Origin of the sequence: Shewanella glacialimarina (genome assembly GCF_020511155.1) — a bacterium.
Lineage (GTDB): Bacteria > Pseudomonadota > Gammaproteobacteria > Enterobacterales > Shewanellaceae > Shewanella > Shewanella glacialimarina.
In genome coordinates this window covers 1115672-1138746 of the sequence record NZ_CP041216.1, presented here as the reverse complement: position 1 = coordinate 1138746, position 23075 = coordinate 1115672, and the positions used below count along the sequence as shown (strand labels likewise).

Annotated in this window: 20 protein-coding genes and 1 other annotated feature; of the genes, 9 read left to right on the top strand and 11 right to left on the bottom strand. The window is 39.5% G+C overall.

All coding sequences use genetic code 11. The features are described 5' to 3' along the window. Nucleotides 1-171 precede the first annotated feature (171 nt). Complete coding sequence (locus tag FJ709_RS04930) at nucleotides 172-555, top strand: hypothetical protein (RefSeq protein WP_226413982.1); 384 nt, start codon at nucleotides 172-174, stop codon at nucleotides 553-555. Between the two features lie 94 nt (nucleotides 556-649). Here the strand turns inward: FJ709_RS04930 and trpR are convergent, their stop codons facing one another. Continuing rightward, complete coding sequence (trpR, locus tag FJ709_RS04925; protein WP_226413980.1) at nucleotides 650-925, bottom strand: trp operon repressor; 276 nt, start codon at nucleotides 923-925, stop codon at nucleotides 650-652. A gap of 195 nt (nucleotides 926-1120) precedes the next feature. On the opposite strand from trpR, the gene FJ709_RS04920 reads away from it, so the two are divergent. Then, nucleotides 1121-1570, top strand: a complete 450-nt coding sequence (locus tag FJ709_RS04920) for a c-type cytochrome (RefSeq protein WP_226413978.1) — start codon at nucleotides 1121-1123, stop codon at nucleotides 1568-1570. A gap of 94 nt (nucleotides 1571-1664) precedes the next feature. Here the strand turns inward: FJ709_RS04920 and FJ709_RS04915 are convergent, their stop codons facing one another. After that, entirely contained in the window at nucleotides 1665-2330 is a 666-nt protein-coding gene (locus tag FJ709_RS04915) for a cytochrome b/b6 domain-containing protein (RefSeq protein WP_226413976.1), read from the bottom strand. 387 nt (nucleotides 2331-2717) lie between these two features. On the opposite strand from FJ709_RS04915, the gene hpf reads away from it, so the two are divergent. Continuing rightward, the gene (hpf, locus tag FJ709_RS04910; RefSeq protein ID WP_226413974.1) at nucleotides 2718-3068 is read left to right on the top strand and encodes a ribosome hibernation-promoting factor, HPF/YfiA family; all 351 of its coding nucleotides are present in this window, start codon (nucleotides 2718-2720) and stop codon (nucleotides 3066-3068) included. Between the two features lie 116 nt (nucleotides 3069-3184). After that, nucleotides 3185-3305 (top strand) — a sequence feature (Phe leader region). A 47-nt stretch (nucleotides 3306-3352) separates the two neighbouring features. Then, nucleotides 3353-5293, top strand: a complete 1941-nt coding sequence (locus tag FJ709_RS04905; protein ID WP_226413972.1) for a chorismate mutase — start codon at nucleotides 3353-3355, stop codon at nucleotides 5291-5293. Between the two features lie 66 nt (nucleotides 5294-5359). Here the strand turns inward: FJ709_RS04905 and FJ709_RS04900 are convergent, their stop codons facing one another. From FJ709_RS04900 to ffh, 8 genes are all read right to left on the bottom strand, one after another. After that, complete coding sequence (locus tag FJ709_RS04900; RefSeq protein ID WP_226413970.1) at nucleotides 5360-5716, bottom strand: hypothetical protein; 357 nt, start codon at nucleotides 5714-5716, stop codon at nucleotides 5360-5362. Nucleotides 5717-5847: 131 nt separating this feature from the next. Continuing rightward, nucleotides 5848-6987 (bottom strand): bifunctional chorismate mutase/prephenate dehydrogenase, encoded by a 1140-nt coding sequence (gene tyrA, locus FJ709_RS04895; RefSeq protein WP_226415858.1) that lies wholly within the window; start codon nucleotides 6985-6987, stop codon nucleotides 5848-5850. 11 nt (nucleotides 6988-6998) lie between these two features. After that, on the bottom strand, nucleotides 6999-8090 hold the full coding sequence (locus FJ709_RS04890; RefSeq protein ID WP_226413968.1) for a 3-deoxy-7-phosphoheptulonate synthase: 1092 nt from the start codon (nucleotides 8088-8090) through the stop codon (nucleotides 6999-7001). Between the two features lie 380 nt (nucleotides 8091-8470). Beyond that, on the bottom strand, nucleotides 8471-8824 hold the full coding sequence (gene rplS / locus FJ709_RS04885; protein WP_188955527.1) for a 50S ribosomal protein L19: 354 nt from the start codon (nucleotides 8822-8824) through the stop codon (nucleotides 8471-8473). A 34-nt stretch (nucleotides 8825-8858) separates the two neighbouring features. Then, on the bottom strand, nucleotides 8859-9605 hold the full coding sequence (gene trmD, locus FJ709_RS04880) for a tRNA (guanosine(37)-N1)-methyltransferase TrmD (RefSeq protein WP_226413966.1): 747 nt from the start codon (nucleotides 9603-9605) through the stop codon (nucleotides 8859-8861). A gap of 15 nt (nucleotides 9606-9620) precedes the next feature. Next, complete coding sequence (gene rimM, locus FJ709_RS04875; RefSeq protein WP_226413964.1) at nucleotides 9621-10151, bottom strand: ribosome maturation factor RimM; 531 nt, start codon at nucleotides 10149-10151, stop codon at nucleotides 9621-9623. 20 nt (nucleotides 10152-10171) lie between these two features. Beyond that, nucleotides 10172-10423 (bottom strand): 30S ribosomal protein S16, encoded by a 252-nt coding sequence (rpsP, locus tag FJ709_RS04870; protein WP_160053063.1) that lies wholly within the window; start codon nucleotides 10421-10423, stop codon nucleotides 10172-10174. A 191-nt stretch (nucleotides 10424-10614) separates the two neighbouring features. Next, complete coding sequence (gene ffh / locus FJ709_RS04865) at nucleotides 10615-11988, bottom strand: signal recognition particle protein (protein WP_226413962.1); 1374 nt, start codon at nucleotides 11986-11988, stop codon at nucleotides 10615-10617. 358 nt (nucleotides 11989-12346) lie between these two features. Here ffh and FJ709_RS04860 point away from each other — a divergent pair, with 358 nt between their 5' ends. The 4 genes from FJ709_RS04860 (at nucleotide 12347) to FJ709_RS04845 (ending at nucleotide 18985) form a co-directional block, all read left to right on the top strand. Continuing rightward, entirely contained in the window at nucleotides 12347-13135 is a 789-nt protein-coding gene (locus FJ709_RS04860; protein ID WP_226413960.1) for a cytochrome C assembly family protein, read from the top strand. A gap of 217 nt (nucleotides 13136-13352) precedes the next feature. Continuing rightward, nucleotides 13353-14660 (top strand): HlyC/CorC family transporter, encoded by a 1308-nt coding sequence (locus FJ709_RS04855; protein ID WP_226413958.1) that lies wholly within the window; start codon nucleotides 13353-13355, stop codon nucleotides 14658-14660. Between the two features lie 294 nt (nucleotides 14661-14954). Then, nucleotides 14955-18536: a two-component regulator propeller domain-containing protein gene (locus FJ709_RS04850; RefSeq protein WP_226413956.1), complete on the top strand. Its 3582-nt coding sequence runs from the start codon at nucleotides 14955-14957 to the stop codon at nucleotides 18534-18536. Between the two features lie 86 nt (nucleotides 18537-18622). After that, nucleotides 18623-18985, top strand: coding sequence for a PilZ domain-containing protein (locus FJ709_RS04845; protein ID WP_226413954.1), 363 nt, complete (start codon nucleotides 18623-18625; stop codon nucleotides 18983-18985). Between the two features lie 36 nt (nucleotides 18986-19021). On the opposite strand, the gene radA is transcribed toward FJ709_RS04845, so the two are convergent. Beyond that, nucleotides 19022-20386 (bottom strand): DNA repair protein RadA, encoded by a 1365-nt coding sequence (gene radA, locus FJ709_RS04840; protein WP_226413952.1) that lies wholly within the window; start codon nucleotides 20384-20386, stop codon nucleotides 19022-19024. Nucleotides 20387-20599: 213 nt separating this feature from the next. Between radA and FJ709_RS04835 the strand changes: the two genes are divergently transcribed. Further along, the gene (locus FJ709_RS04835; RefSeq protein ID WP_226413950.1) at nucleotides 20600-23005 is read left to right on the top strand and encodes a PilZ domain-containing protein; all 2406 of its coding nucleotides are present in this window, start codon (nucleotides 20600-20602) and stop codon (nucleotides 23003-23005) included. Nucleotides 23006-23075 lie beyond the last annotated feature (70 nt).

The window sequence follows — 23075 nt, the reverse complement described above, 5'->3', positions numbered from 1 at the left end:
ACGCTATACTTTATCCTGTGTGGTATCAATTGATACGCCATTTAATAGTGTCACGCTTGCCCTTTCCACCTTGTTTATGATTGAGGACAATTTAATAAACATGCGTTAGCAGCGTGGTATATCTCAGTATAAAAATAATAATAATAATTAATGATTAGCGACGGAGTGCTCATGTTAATTAAGCCACTTTATGAGTTATTACCTTACACATATATTGCTATCGGCGGGGTAAGTATTTTGATTCTACAACAAGAATATGCAATTGCAGCCGCTGTTGTAGTGTTTTTGTTTGGCGCCAGAATTTATAACTTACGCTCACAAAACCGTCGAACCGACACTAAACGCAGACGTAAAGAAGGTTTATGGCCAGACTGGTTGTATGGGTATATGCCATTCCTTTATATTTTATCGGCAGCTTTGCTTTATCGTTTTATCCCTAAAGATTCTAGCGCTCTGTTTGCTATTTGCTTGGTAACCTTTGGGACTTACCTACTTTTAAGGCGCTCTAGTTATAGACGCCATAAAATTCCAGTGTTTAGAACCCATGGCCGTTAATCAACCTTAACTAGAGATAATAAAGGCTTAACAAACAATAAAAAACCGCTTAATCACATCAAGCGGTTTTTATTGTAATGGGTGTCCTATCAATCTACAAAATCAACTTTTGAACTTGCTCACGCTGCTCATTAGACATGTTTTTAAGGTAATTAGAACAGCGTGTAATCGTTGCAATGCTGACTTGATACTCAGCTGCGATTTGCCTTTGACTTAACTTACCTTCCAGTAAGGTTTGAAAAACCTTTAATCGGCCGGCAACTGCGCTGCGCTCTTCCTCTGTCAGCAATAACCGAAATAACACCGCTAATTCATCATGATTCGAATGAGTCAAAATTTTATCGACCACTAAACTCCAATTCGCTCTCATAGGTACTCTCTTTAATAAAGTCCCCCTGATAATAACAAGGAAACAGCCGAAAGCAAAAGCTGCACAAACTATATAGCGATATCCAAAAGTGGAGTTATGTAAACTCGCCTCACATTCAGAAACAATCTAAAGGTGATTTCATACAATAAATGTGTAAAATAAAACCGATACTCCCTGATAATAATAGAGAATACGATGAAAAAAATTTTACTCGCAATGACGGCAACTGCACTACTTATCCCAAGCGTTTATGCTAACAACTTTAAAGATACTGATCATGCCATTAAATATCGCCAATCAGCATTCGGTTTAATTGCCTATAACTTTGGCGATATGGGTGCAATGTTAAAAGGTAAAAAAGAATTTGATGCCACGGTATTTGCAGCTCGTGCAACCAATGTTGCAGCACTATCAAAAATCCCTCATGAAGGTTTTATTGCAGGTTCAGACAAAGGTAATACCGACGCGTTAGCTAAAATTTGGACTGACAAAGCCGATTTTGATAGCAAAATGACTGAATTCCAAGAAAATGCCACTAAATTGGCTGTCATTGCGCAAGGTACGGATTTAGGGCAGATCAAAAAAGCATTTGGTGATACAGGTCAAAGCTGTAAAGGCTGTCACGACGTTTATAAAAAAGATTAATATCACAAACGTTCTGCTCTAGTATGATAAAAAGCCCATATCGCTAATATCGAATGGGCTTTAATTTTTAGCAGGCATACCGATTAGCAATCGACTACATATATTTGACAACATCAGCCAACAAGCTAAACCACACCCCAATAAATAAAACAGCAAAGACAATTAACGCAAGCCAAATATGTGCCATTTTAGGCTGTTGTAATTCACCGTGAACACGCTTATAGCCTGTTATCATTGCTGTTATCAGATTTTCACCTTTTATAAGGTAAACAATAACAGCTAATACATGCATACCTGCAAAACCGAGAATAAGATTGAAGTTTTGTTTATGCACCCATGTCAATATATCCGCTACATCAGAGGATACATGGCTATAAAAGGGCCCTTCTGTAAAAATATCGTCAGTAGCAAATAACCCTGTTACGAGTTGCATTATTAATAGGCTCAGTAGTAATACCACCATATAGCCGCCTAGCGGATTATGCCCTAAAGATTGGGTTTTCTGTTTATCTTTGGCGTATTGAACAACCGTTTTAGGGGAGCGAATAAAATGGGTAAATTTGGCAGTATCACTACCAATAATTCCCCAAACAAGTCTAAAAGCTAACAGCGTCATTAGTGAATATGCAAATATTTGATGGAGGCTCATCTCGCCAGCATCAGCACTCCACCATAATGCACCGAGTAATATCACCATAATCCAATGAAACGCTCTGACTGGAAAATCCCACACTTTGATTTGCTTGAATTGAGGTTGCATTTAATTGCTCGACTTTAATCAGTGTTGTAATACTTCGCTATAAGCGAAAACATCACTCATTATAAAATTATTTGTACACTTTAGGGGAATTGAAAACGTAAAGAAGTGTAAGCAATGCATAGGTGACTTAAGTTAAAAAACTATTACCCTTAAAAATACAGGTTAACACACTCTTAAACCGCCTAACATGCTGTTGTTATCCATTCAAATATGCGCCTAGTTAATTAGCTTTTCAAGTTAAATTACAGCTATTTTTAACGACAATGTCTATACACTCAAATTAATACCACCTAAAAAAACTCCCGTTCAATTATGTGATATAGATCACATTTTAATAGCCTTAAGTTGGTAACCTGAAGTTAAGCAATACAACAGAAGGTTCAAAATATGCTGAAAATCACTAGCAAGCAACTTGAAGTCACTGCCCCTATTCTTGATCGTATTGAAGGACAATTTGAAAAGCTCTCAAGACACGATGTTCACTTAATTAATCCACATGTCATTATTACTCAGGAAAAGCAGCTCTTTAAAATTGAAGCATCAATAGGCTTGCCAAGTGGAGAACTATTCGCCCAGGCGAAAAACGACAACCTTTACGCAGCAATCACTGCAATGGGTAAAAAGCTGGAGAAACAGCTCAATCGCCTGACCCATAAACCCCAAGCTCAACGTCATACTGCATTTGAACATGCAGAAGATGATTTTGAGTATATCTATAAGGAGGACACTGCCGCTTGATACTCATATTAACAAAGTACAGCGCACCCTCGGGTGCGCTTTTTTATGTCGGTTTAAGTCAAAGTGAGCAATTTTACATTGACACTCACCTAGCGAAGTTTTAGTTTTAACTCATGAGTGAAATACAGCGTCGCGTTTTTATTTTCTTTTTTATGCAAGCCACATAGGGAGGCGGTTTTTCTGTATCAAAAAGAAAATGAAAATACCAAAGCCTCCCAAGTGGGAGGCTTTTTAGTTTTAACTATCGAAATTGCAATCGAATTGAATATCATTAAGAGGATAGTATGAATAAACCACAAGGGTTGGATCTAACTAGAGAACAAATTACGACGTTAGATAATGAGTTACTGACCTTGCTCTCCAAACGTCGCGAACTCAGTCTTGAAGTTGCCCGCAGTAAAGAAATTGATGTTAGACCTATTCGAGATACCCAAAGGGAAAAACAATTATTAGAACGACTTGTTCAGCTTGGACGAGACAAAGGGCTTGATGCACATTTTGTGATATCTCTTTACCAAAGCATCATTGAAGACTCTGTGCTTAACCAGCAAGCTTTTTTACACGGCAGAGCCAATCCTGACACACAGAAACAACACTATACAGTGGCCTTTTTAGGAGCAAGAGGTTCATATTCATATCTTGCCGCCACTCGTTACTGTGATAGAAGGCAGGTGACAATGATCGACTTTGGCTGTCAAAGTTTTGATGACATTGTCAACGCAGTTGAATCAGGCCATGCTGATTACGGATTCTTACCGATTGAAAATACCTCTTCAGGATCAATTAATGAGGTGTACGACGTTTTGCAACATACCAGCCTATCGATTGTGGGCGAAACCACAATAGAAGTCGGACATTGCTTATTAGCAAAACGAGGTACTGATACTGCCAATATTAAAACCGTCTATGCGCACCCACAACCCATTAGTCAATGCAGCCGCTACCTGAGCTTACATCCAGAATTTAAACTTGAGTATTGTGCTAGCAGTGCTGAGGCAATGTCTAAAGTGATTGAAGCTGATAATCAAAGTGTTGCCGCTATTGGTAGCGCTGAAGGGGGTGCTCTATATCAGCTAAGCGCTATTGAAGATGGGTTAGCGAACCAAAAAATAAATCAAAGCCGTTTTATTGTTGTTGCGCGTAAACCAGTTGATGTACCAGCACAATTACCTGCTAAAACAACGTTAATTATGGCTACAGGCCAAAAACCTGGCGCGCTGGTTGAAGCACTACTGGTGTTAAAAGCCCATAGTTTGAATATGTCTAAACTTGAGTCGCGTCCCATTCCTGGTACACCTTGGGAAGAAATGTTCTATATCGACATTGATGGCAATCTTGCCAACCATAATGTGCAACAAGCCATTAAGGAATTAGAGCGATTAACCCGTTTTATTAAAGTATTAGGTTGCTACCCTTGTGAGTCAGTCAAGCCGACACAATTGTCCCAAGCACAATTACTGATTGAACCGAACAGCTCAAGGGCTGTCGCGTCACCAAATCAGCTTACTGCATCTCCCACTACCAAATATAGTCGCGAATATAAGTCACAGGACAGTGAAGTACAATGTAAACAATTGCAAGTAGGTAATAATCAATTTGGCGCATTTCAATTAGTTGATACACCCAAAACGGATACAGAACTAGCGAGTCTTGCAAAACAAACTAAAGAAGCTGGCTTTCAAGCCATTATCCTTAACCCATCTTTGGGCGTAAATAGCCAAAGCCAACTAAAGAAACATTTTCAGGTGATTGAGCAAGCGGGATTAGTAAGCGTATTACTTATCGAACAAGAAAACGATATTAGCAGTGCTCACTTAGCCGATATGGTTATGTTAAGTGGTCAATATATGTTTAATCAAGGCTTACTCGGCCAATTAGGCAGCTTAAATAGGCCCGTCATTATTGAACGTAATAACATGGCCAGTGCTGAAGATTGGCTTGCTGCTGCGCAAATAGTATTAGTACAAGGAAATCAACAGGTGATCTTGTGTGATTCTGGGGTCAGAAGCTTTGCAAAACCAGATCACATCAGCCTGGATTTATCGTCATTAGTCAGCATAAAACAAATGTGCCATCTACCTATCATTTGCAATGTAGCTAATGAAAAGATCAATAACCGATATCCACAGGCAAGAGCCGCCAAGCAACTTAACGCTGATGGTATTGTATTAGCGGCGCCTTGTACCGATGCCGATAGCAACCTGCTTCGTGAGCTTTATTTGTAGTCTTTATCCACAAAAATGCCGGTATTAACCGGCATTTTTTATTCCTTCTGAATAACACTATAAAACCTATACCATTAGGCCTTCATTCAAACTCACCCAGCCTTTAAATATACGGTAACTAAACCAGGTTATCCCCATAAGATAGAGCGACACACTTAGCCAAACAGGACTTAATAAATAGCCCGCTATAAAAAAGGGACATAGTCCAATAATACTGAGTCGTTGCCAACGCAAATGTGATGCAAGTAATGAATTAGGCTTAATGTTTTTCTGAATAAGATTTAGCCAAAAGCTCATTAACACAGGAATAAAAAAAAGCGGAAAAGCACTCATCATTGCATAGAGAAAATGGCCTACGGTATTATCTTGCGATGTTGATGTTGATGTTGATGTTGATGTTGACAGCGTATCGAATGAAGTCATGGGCACATCTCCAAAATAGAATAGGTAAAGGGCAATTTAATTGCTCTGTCATCGATAATATACGCTGACTACTAGAATATAAATGTAAGCCCTATACTGTATTTACGCAAACAACAAAAAATGAAAAATGATTAACCTGTCTTCATATCATTCACTGACTGCAGCATTGCACGGCTTTCATGTTGAAACTGTGGAGCAAAGTCACCAAACCACTTAGCAACGCGTTTAAATTCTTCTACAAACGCATTACGATCACCTGACTTTAATAATGCTAACGCGTCTCGATAATTGTCCAAATAATCACTTATCACGTCTTGACTACCTTGCTGTGCAAAAATAATATCGGCATAAAGCTCGGGATCTTGAGCAAACAATCGACCAACCATTGCAAGCTCTAATCGATAAATTGGCGAGCTAAATTGCAGTAATGTATCTATATCAGCCTTCTCCTCACATAGATTCACACCATACACAAAACTAGAAAAGTGACGCATAGCTTGTACAAGTTGCATCGCTTTATCGTGTTTAACCGGTTCAGCTTCAACAATTCTTGCGCCCCAAATAGCAATTTGTTCAAGTAACCATTGATAAGATTCTGGCTGACGCCCATGGCACACCACCACAACTTGTTTAGCTAAACTGCCAACATCTGGACCAAACATGGGGTGTAAACCTACCACAGGTCCCTTGTGCGCCTCTAGCATTGCCAAAACAGGCTGTTCTTTAATCGAAGTTAAATCAGCTAAAATGCATGTGTCGGGTAAATGAGTCAGGTGTTCTCGAATAACATCACAGGTGACTTTAATTGGCACAGTAACCAGCACCATTCCGGCACCATCAAATAGTGCTTCGGCGCGGTGCCAATCATTCTTGTCCAAGCTTTTCACTTGATAACCAGATAGTGTGAGCATTTGAGTAAATAACTGACCTAACTGGCCATCACCACCAACGACAACCACATTGCCTAAGTCTGTTTTTACCTGTTTAAAGCCGACATCTTTTTCATTCAAGTAAGACTCACGCATTAATCGACGCAGAATATCTTCTATCAATTGCGGTGAAACATTCATCTTTTGCGCTTCATCTCGACGCTTAGCTAACATAGAAGCTTCGCGCTGCGGGGCATAAATGGGCACACCAGCGGCGTGCTTGACGGCACCAACTTGGGCGACTAAATCTAAACGTTTACGCAATAAATGTAGAAGTTGTTGATCAACACCATCAATTAAATCACGTAGTTTTTCTAAATCGGCTGTGGTTTTTTCGTTCATCATACTTTTCATTAACCATTAACAACTTGCAGCACATTAAAGCGAGTTGGCAGTACGGCAGATAATTGGTTAGCGCCTTGTCGTAAAATTGTTTCAGTTGTTGCCCAATCAATGCAGGCATCGGTGACAGATACACCATAGTCAAGTTCATTTAATGGCTTATTGGTACTTTGATTACCTGCATTTAAATGGCTTTCAAGCATAACACCAATGATAGATTTATTACCCGAGACAATTTGATTAAATACATCTTCGCACACTTGTTTTTGACGATTGTGATCTTTAGATGAATTACCATGGCTGCAATCAACCACTAAACGTGCATTCAACTTAGCATTATGAATTTGTGTTTCGCACTCAGCCACACTTTTAGCATCATAATTAGGTGCAATGCCGCCACGAAGAATGATATGACCGTCAGGATTACCGGCAGTTTGCAATAAGCTGACTTGGCCTTCTTGGTTAATACCCATAAAACGGTGGCTGCTGGCTGCAGATTTTAAGGCATTAATAGCAACATCTAGCTTGCCTTCCGTGCCATTTTTAAAGCCTACAGGCATGGATAACCCCGATGCCATTTCTCGGTGGGTTTGAGATTCAGTGGTGCGGGCGCCAATAGCAGACCAAGTGACTAATTCAGAAATATACTGAGGACTAATAGGATCCAGCGCTTCAGTTGCCACGGGCAATTCTAATTCAGCCAACCAAATCATCAATTCACGAGCCATACGTAGTCCTTTTTCTACATCAAAAGACTCATCCATATTCGGATCGTTAATCAGTCCTTTCCAGCCTACTGTGGTACGAGGTTTTTCAAAGTACACGCGCATTAAAATATAAAAGTCATCACTGAGTTCATCGTGCAACTTTTTCAACTTAAGCGCATATTCTTTCGCTGCACCAATATCATGTATTGAACAAGGCCCTGTCACAACCAATACCCGACTATCACGTTTATGCACAATGTCTGCTACCGTTTTACGCGCATCCAAAATATAACGATATGCATGTGCTGACAAGGGTAATTCTTGTTTCAGTTGTGACGGCGTTGACAGTATTTGCTCAGAACTAATATGAATATTGTTGATGGTATCTTGCTGCATGATATCGGCTCACTGTAATAAGGTAAAAAGCAATCTAGTTACACTTTTTAGTGATAACTAAACCACTGTATTTTTGTAATGATACACCATTACAATATAGAGCTAACTATGCCTGTGCATTTTTATGAGATCAAGGCTTATTTAACTCAAATGTGTAATTACTGCCATATCAATGTTCATGAGGATCATATGGCTATCTATTGTTAAATGACTAATGTGAAACTCAGATAATGAGTCAGGCTCGATAAGTAAAGCTAAGGGCTAACTAAAAGTCTGCTTACATGACTCAAACATGATGGGGGCGAATGCTGAAAACAAAAAACCGCCTTTCGGCGGTTAGTTGTGCGAACACTGCATCTTTTAAACTAAATTGATAACTATTACTTAGTTGCCAATTTTTCACGGATACGTGCAGATTTACCTGAACGCTCACGTAAGTAGTAAAGTTTAGCACGACGAACACGGCCGCGACGCTTAACTTCGATGCTAGCAATTAATGGGCTGTGCGTTTGGAAAGCACGCTCAACACCTTCACCATTAGAGATTTTACGTACTGTGAATGCTGAGTGCAAACCACGGTTACGCTTAGCGATAACGATACCTTCAAAAGCCTGAAGACGCTCTTTATCACCTTCTTTTACGCGTACTTGAACTACTACTGTATCACCAGCACCAAAATCAGGTACGTCTGTTTTCATTTGCTCATCGTTGAGCATTTTAATGATGTTGTTCATAACTTACTCCATTCTAGAATAACTGAAACAATGACTATACGGACGTGTCCGCTTCATTTACAAACTGCGCTAATAAGGCTGTTTGTTCGTCAGTCAGAGCTAGATTTTCAAATATTTCTGGTCGTCGTAGAAAAGTTCTTCCGATACTTTGCTGCAACCGCCAGAGTCTGATTTTTTCGTGGTCACCGCTTAACAACACTGCCGGTACATCCATGCCATCTAAGTTTTCAGGGCGAGTATAATGAGGACAATCCAGTAATCCGTCAGAGAAAGAATCTTGCTCTGCCGAAGCTTGCTTACCCAGTACACCAGGTACTAGGCGTGCCACTGAATCGATTAAAGTCATTGCAGGTATTTCGCCGCCCGAAAGCACGTAATCCCCTATTGACCACTCTTCATCTACTTCAGTTTGAATAATGCGCTCATCGACACCTTCGTAACGACCGCACACTAAAATCAAACTGTCTGATTTAGCTAACTCAGTAACGCCTTGCTGATCCAGCTTGCGCCCCTGAGGAGATAGATAAATCACTTTCGCTCTGTCACCCGCTGCTGCTTTTGCAGCATGAATGGCATCTCGCAAAGGTTGCACCATCATTAACATTCCAGGTCCACCACCGTATGGGCGGTCATCAACCGTGTTATGTCTGTCATGGGTGAAATCACGAGGATTCCACGTGTGCACCTTAAGCAGGCCGTTTTTTACGGCTCGACCCGTCACCCCAAAGTCTGTAACAGCACGAAACATCTCTGGAAACAGGGTTATTACCCCTAACCACATATGTTGTACCTCGACTTAGAAGTCAGGATCCCAATCCACTATTATCTGTTTGCCTTGCAAATCCACTTTTAAAATGAATTGTTCAGGGACAAAGGGGATCATACGTTCCACTTTGCCAAAAGCATCTTTGGCATTAGCTTTAACAAGTAAGACATCGTTAGATCCTGTTTCCACGATCTGGTCAACAATGCCCATGTTATAGCCGTTATTATTAGTCACTTCACATCCGATAAGATCACGGTGATAAAATTCATCATCACTGAGTTCTTTCATTTGCTCAGGCATAATCGCAATTTCACAATTTGTGAGCATTTGCGCCTGTTCCCGTGATACTACCCCTTCAAGCTCAGCGATAACCGCCTTACCTTGTGAGCGCCACTGGCTGACTTTAACTTCACGCCATTTCCCCTGGTCATAAATAAGCCAAGGAGAATAATCAAAAATGCCTTCAACAGAATTGGTATAGGCAGTGATTTTTAGCCAACCTTTAATGCCATGACAAGCGCCTATTTTACCCAGCACAATCGGCTGTTGGTTACTACTCATCTATCTATACCTAAACGCAATTAAGCAGCTGCTTTACGTGCGTCTTTAATTAACTTAGCAACACGCTCAGATGTTGCCGCGCCAGTAGCAACCCAATGCTCAACACGATCTAAATCTAAACGTAAAGTTTCTTCTTGACCACGAGCTAGTGGGTTGAAAAAGCCTACACGTTCGATGAAACGACCGTCACGAGCATTGCGGCTATCAGCAACAACGATATTGTAAAATGGACGCTTTTTTGCGCCGCCACGAGCTAAACGAATGGTAACCATGCGTTTTATTCCTCTAATGATTTGCTAGAAGCAAAAATAAAAACTGGAACCCGTGTTCGCGAAGGTCCCAGTAAGAAAGCCGGAAGATTTTACCCTACTTTGAAACTAATGCAACCCAAAGCGCCGTTTTTTACAGCGAAAAGGGTTATAGCGCCAAGCAAAGTATCACTTCCGAAGATTAAATTGATTAACTAACGACCGGGCATCTTCATACCAGGCGGTAACATACCGCTCATACCACGCATCATTTTTTTCATGCCGCCTTTAGCTGACATTTTTTTCATCATTTTTTGCATTTGAGTAAATTGCTTTAATAAGCGATTTACGTCTTGAATTTGTGTCCCTGAACCTAGCGCGATACGACGTTTGCGTGAACCTTTGATTACATCAGGGTTTTTGCGCTCTTTGGCTGTCATGGAGTTAATAATCGCTTCCATTTGACCAGTCATTTTACCGTCTTGAACTTGCGCTAATGCTTCTGGAGGTAACTTACCGACACCAGGCAGTTTTTCTATCATGTTCATCATGCCGCCCATGTTTTTCATTTGCTGCAGCTGTTCACGAAAGTCTTCTAAATCAAAACTACCACCAGCCTTCACTTTAGAAGCCAGTTTCATCGCTTTGTCTTTGTCGACACCGCGTTCAACTTCTTCAATCAGTGAAAGAACATCACCCATGCCTAGAATGCGCGATGCGATACGGTCAGGATGGAAAGGCTCAAGCGCGTCAGTTTTTTCACCAACACCTAAAAACTTAATCGGTTTGCCAGTTATGCTGCGAATTGATAACGCAGCACCACCGCGAGCATCACCATCCACCTTAGTTAAAATCACCCCTGTTAATGGCATTGCTTCATTAAAGGCTTTAGCCGTATTTGCCGCATCTTGACCTGTCATTGCATCAACAACAAATAAGGTCTCTACAGGCTTAATAACCGCATGAAGCTCTTTAATTTCGTCCATCATGGCTTCGTCAACATGCAAACGACCTGCTGTATCGACAATAACAACATCAATGAACTTTAGTTTGGCATAAGCTATTGCAGCTTTTGCTATATCTAACGGCTTTTGACTGACATCAGATGGGAAAAATGCAACCTCCACCTCTGCCGCTAAGGTTTCAAGCTGTTTAATTGCCGCTGGGCGATAAACATCGGCACTGACGACTAACACGGATTTTTTATGACGAGTGCGTAAAAACTTACCTAACTTGGCTACAGAGGTGGTTTTACCCGCCCCTTGAAGACCCGCCATCATAATGACAGCCGGAGGTTGAGCAGCTAGGTCAAGCTCTTCATTAGCTTCCCCCATAGCGCGTTCAAGTTCGCTTTGCACAATCTTAATAAAAGCTTGGCCTGGACTTAAACTTTTAGAGACTTCTTGTCCGACAGCGCGATCTTTTACACTGCTAACAAAGTCTCTTACTACTGGCAATGCAACATCAGCCTCGAGCAAAGCCATGCGGACTTCACGTAAGGTGTCTTTAATGTTGTCTTCCGTTAATCGACCGCGACCACTTATATTTTTTAGTGTTCGTGATAGTCTGTCAGATAGATTCTCAAACATTTAACCGCTCTTAATACGCTTATCGATAATGCGCACTATTATACTCAAAAATTTTTAAGATGCGCGCTTGTGTGACAAATTATTCATTTTTAACTCAAACGATTAGCCTTACGCCTTATTTATAAGAGGATCAAACTCATGATTAATCATGCTACTCAAGTGTCTTATTACCCATAACAGATGCAATAAGGTAAATTATTTGCAGCTAACGGTCAGAAACTGTTAAATTTTGCGTAATAGGTCACTGCCCTTATTGGGTGACTTCATGTTAATCTTACCCAATAGTGTTCATGTGCGTTTTGAGACTAGATATTATATCCAGTCAGCATGTCCATATAACTTGATAGGTTTAAATCAGATGGTTATTTTTTCTGCTTCGGCTATGTTTTTTTATTGTATTGCATTGATTCTCGCCACTAGCCGGCTATTTCATGCTGATGGTCCCAATCGCAAACTTATTATGATGATATCCGCTTTGGGTGTGATTATGCATGGTTTTGCGTTATCGAATTCAATTTTTACACTTGATGGTCAAAACTTCAGTTTAACCAATGTCATTTCAATGGTGAACTGGATCATCGCATTCACCTTTACCGTTACCTTACCGCGGCTAAAAGTGATTGTAGTGTTACCGGTAATTTATGCCTGCTCAATAATCTCAGTAGCTTTGCTATGGCTATTACCACCCCAATTTATTATTCATTTTGAATTGCATCCAGAAATTCTTGCTCATGTCGTGTTGTCGCTAATGGCTTACAGCGCATTAATGATTGCTGCACTTTATGCGCTACAACTATGGATTATTCAAAATAAGCTTAAAAATAAAAAAATGATAATGAGCACAGCTATGCCACCGCTCATGACCGTAGAGCGTCAGCTATATCATCTTGTTGTGATTGGCTTTATTTTATTAAGCTTGTCGCTAGTGACTGGGTTTGTGTTTTTAGAAGATATGTTTGTTGATGGTAAAGGCCACAAAGCCATTCTATCTATGGCTGCCTGGGCTGTATATGGCACTATGTTATGGCAACATTACACAATAGGCTGTCGTATCCGCACTGCTGTGGTTTACAGTTTATCTGGTGCAGGACTGCTTTCATTAGGCTATTTTGGTGCCCGCATTGTTAAAGAGCTGATTATTAATTAATTCCCACCTCAATAATGACCGCGAACAAATCGTCATTATTATAAAAAATGGGTGCTTTGAACCAAGTGAAGCACTCATTCAGCGCTTTGTATTTTATTTTGATGATATTATAAGTCTCTATAGCTTGACTCTTTTCGTCAGTGGTTAATAATGCTGTTTCTATTTATCTATCCTGGCTGACAATAACGGCCTCTTTACTATAACGGAGCCCCCTTCCTTGGACGCTATATCTACCAGCGCACTCCTGATTTTTTTGTTGGTTTTAATTCTGATGTCAGCTTATTTTTCTGGTTCAGAAACCGCCATGATGACACTTAACCGTTATCGTTTAAGGCATTTAGCTGGCAGTGGTAACAAACCAGCACAGCGAGCGCTAAAGCTACTTGATAGGCCAGACCGATTAATTGGGCTTATTCTTATCGGCAATAACTTAGTAAATATCCTCGCCTCTTCAATTGCAACCATTATCGGTATGCGCGTACTTAGCCAATATAATATTGATGAAGCTGCCAGCATTGCTATCACTACCGGCGTACTGACTGTTGTTATTTTGATTTTTGCAGAAGTCACCCCCAAGACCTATGCTGCATTACACCCAGAAAGGATCGCCTTTCCATCAAGCATTATTCTGAAATGGCTATTGATTATTATGCTGCCGTTAGTAAAAGGGCTTAACATTATTACTAGCGGTTTCCTGCGTTTATTGGGTATTAAAACAGTCAAAACCAATGATGCATTAAGCCAAGAAGAGTTACGTACCGTTGTTCACGAAGCTGGTGCGCTTATTCCCCAGCGTCACCAAGAAATGTTATTGTCGATATTAGATTTAGAAAAAGTCACCGTAGAAGACATTATGATTGCGCGTTCCGATATTTACGCTATCAATATGAATGATGACTTTAAGCTCATTAATAAGCTTGTTATCCAAAGCCCACATACTCGTGTATTAGTATATCGAGACACAATTGATGATTCCGTTGGGTTTATCCATTTACGTGATGCACTTCGTCTGCAATCAAAAGAGCAATTCAGCAAGTCATCATTATTACGTGCAGTAAAAGAGCTGTACTTTATTCCCGAAGGCACGCCATTAAACGTCCAGCTAGCAAATTTTCAACAAAATAAAGAACGTATTGGCCTAGTGGTCGATGAGTATGGTGACATCCAAGGACTTGTAACACTTGAAGATATTTTAGAAGAGATAGTCGGCGACTTCACCACATCAATGATGACCACACCGAGTGAAGATATTAACATCCAACAGGATGGAAGCTTTTTAATCGATGCTACTATTAACATCCGTGATTTAAATAAAGAGATGAAATGGGATTTCCCTATCGATGGCCCCAAAACACTCAATGGGTTAATTGTCGAATATCTTGAGGATATCCCTGCAGCTAACACCAGTTTACGTTTAGCTGATTACCATATTGAAGTCATTGAGGTATCGGATAACATGATTAAATCCGTGAGGATCATGCCAAACTCACCCACCGTAGACCCTGATGAGAGTATTATTGGTTAACAGTAATTGGTTAACAGCAATGAATTAACTTCAAATTAGTTAACAAATAAAAAGGAACCTTCGGGTTCCTTTTTTAGTCAACGCCAGTACTTAACTCGCATTTTATTAATTTAGTTCTACACTTAAATTTAACACTTAAGATAATTATTAAAGTAAAAAAGTGTAAGGATCAACTGTGTGAGAAAAAAACGCCTACTAAGCTATTATACTTTTCTGTATATATTCTTTTTTGCTCCTCATCTTACTCAGGCTGTGGTGCTATTTGACACGATTGGAGCCGAGCATGGCTTATCCATGAACACTGTTAATGATGTCATTACGGATAAAAGTGGTTATTTATGGATAGCGACACAGGCTGGTTTAAATCGTTACAATGGTAAAGAAATAAAGATTTACTTAAAAGAAGATAAGTATGGCCCATCAGGCAATCATATTAGCCATTTGTATTACAGTAAAAAAGGAGAGCTTTGGCTGTCCACCGTCAATGATGGTTTAAATAGATTTAAACCAAAAACCAAACGTTTTGAGCATTACAACGCGCCTGAATTTGGATTACCCTCTAGCGGAATTAACGACCTAAGTGAAGATAGTGAAGGTAATATTTGGATTGCTACTAATAACGGAATTTATATTTTTTCTGCCACACAAAATGTGCTTATTGATCACTTAAATATCGGCGACAAAGGTTTATTAGATGATAATATTCACGGCCTATTTTTAGATAAATCATCGCGTTTATGGGTTTATCATAATCAAGGCCTACAACTTTACTTACCTGAACAAAAAAAATTAACCACGATATCTCAACAATCTAAGCAAACAAAATATATTACCCGTATTGCAAATGGAGACGGTAATAACATTTGGGTAGCCACCAGTAATAGTGAATTATTGCATCTAGATTTATCACAAGGGTTAACATCACCTATCATCACTTCGCACCAGTTATTTTTCCCAGATACCGTTCAGCAATACAATATCAATGACTTAGCTTTAGATATCGATGGTAAACTTTGGATTGGCTTCCAACAAGCTGGTGTAGCTTGGTATCAGCCAGACACTCATCAATTTGAGCATTTTTCGCATTCAGCTAGTAACACTCGCAGTGTCAGCAGTGGTTTAATTACCAGGTTGTGGATAGACGATCAACGCCAACTATGGATAGGCACAAGAAGTGCTGGTTTAAGTAAAACAGATCTAAATAGCCAAGCTTTTAATACTATCAATCAATATGCATTCTTTGATAACAATATCGCTGATGCCGATATAAGAACGATTTATCGTGATAAACAAAACATCCTTTGGGTTGGAACTGCCCAAGGATTATTTATCGCAGCTGAAGATACTCAAAGAAACATTACTGGTTTTTCACTTTTTACCCACCCACAATTTGATAGTAAAAGCTTTATTAGTTTTATAAGACAAGATGATAAACACCAACTTTGGATTGGTACACGCGGTAATGGTTTATACATCATAGATATTAAAACCAAGGAAATTGAGCAATATGTAGCTCAGCCGGATAACCCTCTGGCAATAGTAAGTAACCATCTTTATAGCATTTTATTCGATGATACTAACCAGGCTTGGGTTACTACAAAAGATGCAGGGCTAAGTTTATTTATACCCGCTATACATGGTTTTAAATCCTGGTCTCATGATCCCAATTTACCTAACAGTCTTGCGAGTAATGAGATAAGTGAGATTTTACCTGCCCAGCAAGGCGGGTACTGGATATTAACTTATGGTGCAGGGTTAATTCATATGTCTGCAGAGGGAAAATTTACGCAATATGCGCCAAACACTGTCGAGCAATTTCCTAGCAAACATTTATTTAATGCCTATTGGATAAAAGATAGGTTGTGGATCTCTTCCAGTGATGGGGTTTTCTCTTTTGTACCTGAAACAAAGGCGGTGCAACTATTTAATAAGCAAAATGGTTTAATCGACAATATCGCTTACCTTATGGTTAAAGATAAGTTGGATCAACTCTGGGTCGGTACATCTGAAGGACTTAGCGTTCTTAATAGCAAAGATCATACAATACGTAATTATACTGATGTGGATGGGCTTCAGAATAATGAGTTTAATTTCGGTGCAGGCTTTGTTGATGATAATAATCGTGTTTATTTAGGTGGCATAAATGGGTTTAACATCATTACCCCCTCTGATTTACCCGTCACACCAGAACTTAAAACGCCCATTATCGACGAGTTTTACTTATTAAATAAGTTGCAGCGTTTACAAGATGACACACGGTTTAATCAATCGCTGGATGTCAGTTATGCCGATAATATTCAGTTGAGTTATCTAGACACATTATTTTCATTTCGTTTTCACAGTAATAATTTACATCAAGCCCAACAGATTAAATATGAATATAGGATGCTAGGACTACATCAGCAATGGTTTGATGATTTAAACAGTCATGTTGCCCATTTTTCTGGCTTATCACCCGGTAAATACCAATTTCAAGTCAGAGCTAAAAATCACAACAATCAGTTTAGTCAGATAAGAACCTTGGAGATTCATATTATGCCCCCACCCTGGCAAACATGGTGGGCATATTTACTTTATTGCTTATTTTTTGTTGCCATCATCGGATTATTTAGCTGGTTACAAACTCGCAAATATCGCATTAAAGTCTTTATGATGGAGCAAGTTGCTAAAAGCGAGCAGCGATTACAGCTCGCATTATGGGGCAGTGGTGATGAGTTTTGGGACTGGGACATTCGAAATAAAACTGCTATTCGCACTAATACTTTTTTACAATATCCTGAACACGAAATCAGTTTAATGGACACCCTACAACAGTGCGTTCACCCTGACGACTTACCCCATGTAATTAATATTATGACCTCTTGCTTAAACTTAGAGGAAAATAAATTTGAACTGGCTTATAGAGCAAAAACACCTGATGACAAATGGCTTTGGGTACTGAATAGAGGTCAAGTGATAGAGAGAAATAATCAAGGAAAACCAAACAGAATAACGGGTACAATAAAGAATATTCAGTCGTTAAAAGAAACTGAAGAAGCACTTAAACTGCTCAACATTGAGCTTGAAGATAGAGTAAAGTCTCGCACTGAAGAGCTTAAACTCACTCAAAATGAGCTCATTGATAAAGAAAAAATGGCCACGTTAGGTGGACTCGTCGCAAGTATTACTCACGAAATGAATACTCCCATCGGTATTAGTGTGACAGCAACATCGCATCTTTCGGACAGGGTCGAGGAGTTCAATAAAAAATATCAATCAGGCGATGTTTCGCAAGAAGATTTTGAACTATATCAAACTGAAGTTGCTGATTGTGCAAGACTGATGCTATCTAATTTAAATAGAGCAACTAAATTAATACAAAGTTTCAAAAAAGTTGCTGTGGATCAATCGCATGAAGAAGTAAGAGACTTCAATCTAAAACAATATTTAGATGAAATATTTGTGTCGCTGCATCCATTATTATCTCGTACTAAACACCAATATGATTACCAGTGCCCTGAAGATATTTCATTACACAGCCAGCCAGGCGTAATGTATCAAATTATTAGCAACTTATTAAATAACTCGATAATTCATGCTTACCCTGATAATAAAATCGGCCAACTTAGCTTAACCGTAACGCGAGAACCTAACGGGCTTAAAATTATTTATAAAGATGATGGATGCGGCATGTCAGATGAAGTTAAACAGAAGATTTTCACCCCCTTTTTCACCACTAAACGTGGCCAGGGTGGAAGCGGCCTGGGAATGAACATTTTATATAACTTAGTTAATCAGGTTTTAAAAGGCAAAGTCACCTTGAGCACGGCTCCAGAACAAGGCGCTATATTTACAATAGAGTTACCCGAAGAAATAATGACGAAACAAATAAATTGAATCTGGGTGTTTTATGTGTGCTTATATCGTATGCTAATCTATAACAATCAATACAACACTAATCCTATAAATTAAAGGACAGCCTAATGGACGAGAGACGCAAATTTTCGAGAATTCTATTTGATGCTAATGCTTATCTTGCTCAGGCTGAGTCTACCTGGCGTACAACGATTCTAGATTTAAGCCTTAATGGTGCTTTGGTCGAAATCCCTGAAACATTCAGCGGTACACAAAACAGTGATATAACATTAGAGTTTGTATTACCGGACTCTGATATTCAGTTAGTCATGAACACCAAGATTGTACATAAAACTAGCAAGCATTTAGGCTTACGCTGTTTACATATCGATGTTGAAAGCATTAGTCACTTGCGCCGTATTATTGAACTTAACTTAGGTGATGCTGAACTGCTTAATCGAGAGCTGGAAATGCTGATCCAACCCGAATAATAAATAACCGTTAAATTTAACGCTGAAAACGCACAACTAAAGTGCGTTTAGCGCTTCAGTTAATTTGCTTACCCCTATAACCTCCATTCCCGCAGGTGGTTTTTTTGGCATGTTAGCTTTAGGTACTATTGCACGTTTAAAACCATGTTTAGCGGCTTCAATTAAACGTTCCTGGCCATTAGGTACAGGTCTAATTTCCCCTGATAAGCCCACTTCACCAAAAACAACTAAATCAGTTGGTAAAACCTGACCGCGAAAACTCGATACCATCGCCAATAATAACGTTAAATCGGCACTGGTTTCAGTTACTTTTACGCCACCCACAACGTTTACAAACACATCTTGATCAGACATCTGCAACCCACCATGGCGGTGCATCACTGCCAGTAGCATGGCTAAACGATTGGCATCCATCCCTACCGCGACTCGACGAGGGTTAGACATGGCTGAACTGTCGACCAGAACCTGCAACTCCACCAGCAATGGACGGGTACCTTCCCATACCACCATAACTAATGATCCCGATGATGCTTCATCGCCACGGGATAAAAATATTGCCGAGGGATTAGCCACTTCTTTTAAGCCACGTTCCGTCATCGCAAAAACACCTAACTCATTAATTGCGCCGAATCGATTTTTATGTGAGCGTAAAGTACGGTAGCGACTATCACTATCACCTTCAAACATCACCGAGCAGTCAATACAATGTTCTAATACCTTCGGGCCAGCTAAACTGCCATCTTTGGTGACATGGCCAACCATAATGACCGCTATACCATGTTGTTTTGCAAATCGGGTCAAATATGAAGCTGACTCTCGAACCTGAGACACACTTCCAGGTGAAGATTGAATATCGCTCATGTGCATCACTTGAATAGAATCAATCACAATCACTTTTGGCTTTATTTGTATCGCAACATCACAAATAGCTTCAACACTTGTTTCAGACAGCATACGCAGATTTTGAGTCGGTAACCCTAGACGATGGGCGCGCATAGCCACTTGTTGTAAAGACTCTTCTCCCGTGACGTACAAGGCGGGCATAATTTGCGCTAATTGACACAAGGTTTGCAGTAACAGGGTACTTTTACCTGCACCAGGATGCCCACCAATTAATATCGCACTACCTGGGACAATACCGCCACCTAAAACCCGATCTAACTCGCCAAATGTGCTAGCGATACGAGGGAGCGCATTTAAGTCGATTTGATCAAGAGTCTGTACTTCTTTACTGGTGGATCCGGCATAACCACTAAACTGATGGGTACGTGTAGCACTACTTGCGCCCAAACGGACTTCCGTGATCGTATTCCATTCCTGGCAAGCATTACACTGCCCTTGCCAACGCGGAAAGTCTTGGCCACATTCATTGCACACATATGCTGTTTTATTCTTTGCCATAATGCCCAGTTAGTAAATTAAAAAGTTGAGGAAGACCTCTTTTCAGTCCAAGATATATCAAATCATAGACACTAATTGTTCTGTAAACTTTATCATTTATCTCAAATAGGGTTAAGATTAACTTCAGACCACACTATTGATAAAGCAATGTCTTTTCATGCCGATAAGATTAACAGCCAGACTCACAATAAGCATTAAAAACGATAATAGAAGATGAGCCTAGACGACCATAGCGCACTAATAGAACAATTAAAGCCCTTATTAATGGAACCTGATTTTCAGGAACTGTTTGAAAGCCTAACGGCTGATGAATCAAACTCTACCCGTTTTTTACTTAAAATGGAGCTAAACCGCATATCAGCCTTGTGTACTCGCGTAATAGATTTACGTGATAAAACCGAACTGGCATGTGAAGAAGTGGTCATAGGTAGCCAAAGACATTTTCTAGACGCGCCCTCAAAAGAAGCCCTTGAAGAAGCATTACCCATTTATCGAAACAAATACACCTTGGGTGTATACGAAAAAGTCATTCAAGCTCACAAGAAACGCAAACTTCTTAAACAAGAAAGCAGCCCTAATGAACCAAATTTAAATGCATCACCTTTTATGGTACCTGGTGTTGTTTTAGGCAGTTATTTTAATCGTAGTGAAGAGCGAATGAACTACAGTATTAAAATTTCAGTTTCACAATCTGGATTGGCTGAAATATTAGGGCTCACCCTAGACTTATCAGTTGGCGGCGCCAGAATAAAACTCCCATTAAAACATAACTTTCAACCTGAGAGACCACTTAGGGTAAAGTTGCTTGAACTTAATGAAGAGTTTTACTTTGAAGACTTACAGCAAGGTGTTGATTACGCTATTGTTGATATCCAAAATAAAGACGACAGCGCCATATTTCGCCTAAAACGAATTGGTAGCAGTGAAGAACTAGATAAGGTTATTACTCAATTAATTAATAGTTATAAATTTCGCTACAAAGTCGATGTCAACGATGTCATTGTTAATGCTACAGGTTTAGGGTTCGAGCGTCATTACTTACCCTTGCAACCTCATTTACCTGTCTACATTTCGATTAAAGAAGGTAAGCCTCATATCACCCATGCCCTGCTTGGACGCGGTAATCAGCCATTACTGCACTTTTTTCAAAATGAGGATGATATTAACCAGCTACCAGGGATGTTAACTAATAACCGCATAGTGCATTTATTAAAGTCACCGGATATTACTGAACATCAACTGATGTTTTGTTTTACACATATAGCCAACGAAAAAGTGCATTTTTATTCAGCGACATTATTTGAACTGCAACAAAGTGAACACTTGGGATTATTCTTAGGTTTTGGTTCAAAAAAGTCAAGTTGGCGGGTCTATAAATTAGTTAGCCAAAAAGTGGATCATAAACTGAATTATAAAACCTCTACACTTCCGGGCGATGATGCACAATATTCAGCATTAACAGAACAACAGTTGGCCAGTTTTAGTCATATTATTCAAGTTTGTGATATCACTAATTCGAACGTAAATGCCCAATATCAAGCTTGGTTTAATAACCAAGATGTAAACCAACTAAAAACCTTTGCGCAACGTAAAATAAATGTGAATAGCATTAAAAGAATATCAATGCCATTTACAGAGCGGCGCCATGAATCAAGATTCGCTTTTAAAACATTAGTTAACATCAAACAAGGTAATAAGATCGCTTCTGGAATAACCCACGATATTTCTAGCCGAGGCTTACAAGTAACCTTAGCGGAAAAATTCGATTTTAACTCACCGGCATCTGTTAGTCTTAGCTTGCCTAGCCTACAGGCCAAAGCTATTCAGATTGACTTGAGCGCATTACCATACCAACTTATTAGAACGCGCTCAAAAGGCAGCATACTTCATTTAAGTGCATTAATTGGTCACTCACCACATATCGGCGTTGAATTTTTAAATAAACTGATCAATCACAACAAAGCAAAGTTAACTCAACTGTCTGATAACGATGGTGAACAAAAAGAGCTTGCTGATGGTATGAAAAATTTGATGATGCGTGAGCTAGTTAGCGTGCCATATTTTATTGAAAAACAGAGTAAATCATTCTCCCTTTCAGCTATCGGCATTGGCACCAAAGTAGATGAGATCAGCCATTTATTCTCTCAAGATACAGATCAAATAATGCAATACAACCTGACACCACTCATGGCAGATGGGGTACTAAAAAGTCAAATTATAGATCCAATTAAAATAATGAAATCCGCTGATGATATGCGCTTTTTTGAAGTATTCATTCAAATAACTAGACACGCTCGGGGCACAATCAATCTAAATTGCAAAGTTGCGACAGAAATCAGTGTCATAGAGCAACAATCTTTTATAGAACAAAGCCAACGTTTGGGTAGATTTATGGCGTTAAGGGTATATTTGGGGGCAGCAGATAAACCAGATATGACCTATATCCGTCGTGAATTAGAATATATTACTATCCATGCAAATCATAAAGCCAAGCAGCTTGAAGAACAGCTTTGGAAAGTCACAGGCATTGGCGAATTTTTAGACATCACTACAGAAGTAAAATTACGTTTCCCTAAACTGAGTACAGTGCAAAACAACAAGGACTTAGCAGCATCCTAATGGATCATAATAAAATAAGCTTTAGCATCGTCACTCAGTCACTCAATCACTCAATCACTCAGTCACTCAG

Bases quoted from the DNA above. Each gene is read 5' to 3' on its own strand.
- FJ709_RS04930 (WP_226413982.1), top strand. From the start codon at position 172: ATGTTAATTAAGCCACTTTATGAGTTATTACCTTACACATATATTGCT.
- trpR (WP_226413980.1), bottom strand. From the start codon at position 925: ATGAGAGCGAATTGGAGTTTAGTGGTCGATAAAATTTTGACTCATTCG.
- FJ709_RS04920 (WP_226413978.1), top strand. From the start codon at position 1,121: ATGAAAAAAATTTTACTCGCAATGACGGCAACTGCACTACTTATCCCA.
- FJ709_RS04915 (WP_226413976.1), bottom strand. From the start codon at position 2,330: ATGCAACCTCAATTCAAGCAAATCAAAGTGTGGGATTTTCCAGTCAGA.
- hpf (WP_226413974.1), top strand. From the start codon at position 2,718: ATGCTGAAAATCACTAGCAAGCAACTTGAAGTCACTGCCCCTATTCTT.
- FJ709_RS04905 (WP_226413972.1), top strand. From the start codon at position 3,353: ATGAATAAACCACAAGGGTTGGATCTAACTAGAGAACAAATTACGACG.
- FJ709_RS04900 (WP_226413970.1), bottom strand. From the start codon at position 5,716: ATGACTTCATTCGATACGCTGTCAACATCAACATCAACATCAACATCA.
- tyrA (WP_226415858.1), bottom strand. From the start codon at position 6,987: ATGAACGAAAAAACCACAGCCGATTTAGAAAAACTACGTGATTTAATT.
- FJ709_RS04890 (WP_226413968.1), bottom strand. From the start codon at position 8,090: ATGCAGCAAGATACCATCAACAATATTCATATTAGTTCTGAGCAAATA.
- rplS (WP_188955527.1), bottom strand. From the start codon at position 8,824: ATGAACAACATCATTAAAATGCTCAACGATGAGCAAATGAAAACAGAC.
- trmD (WP_226413966.1), bottom strand. From the start codon at position 9,605: ATGTGGTTAGGGGTAATAACCCTGTTTCCAGAGATGTTTCGTGCTGTT.
- rimM (WP_226413964.1), bottom strand. From the start codon at position 10,151: ATGAGTAGTAACCAACAGCCGATTGTGCTGGGTAAAATAGGCGCTTGT.
- rpsP (WP_160053063.1), bottom strand. From the start codon at position 10,423: ATGGTTACCATTCGTTTAGCTCGTGGCGGCGCAAAAAAGCGTCCATTT.
- ffh (WP_226413962.1), bottom strand. From the start codon at position 11,988: ATGTTTGAGAATCTATCTGACAGACTATCACGAACACTAAAAAATATA.
- FJ709_RS04860 (WP_226413960.1), top strand. From the start codon at position 12,347: ATGGTTATTTTTTCTGCTTCGGCTATGTTTTTTTATTGTATTGCATTG.
- FJ709_RS04850 (WP_226413956.1), top strand. From the start codon at position 14,955: ATGAACACTGTTAATGATGTCATTACGGATAAAAGTGGTTATTTATGG.
- FJ709_RS04845 (WP_226413954.1), top strand. From the start codon at position 18,623: ATGGACGAGAGACGCAAATTTTCGAGAATTCTATTTGATGCTAATGCT.
- radA (WP_226413952.1), bottom strand. From the start codon at position 20,386: ATGGCAAAGAATAAAACAGCATATGTGTGCAATGAATGTGGCCAAGAC.
- FJ709_RS04835 (WP_226413950.1), top strand. From the start codon at position 20,600: ATGAGCCTAGACGACCATAGCGCACTAATAGAACAATTAAAGCCCTTA.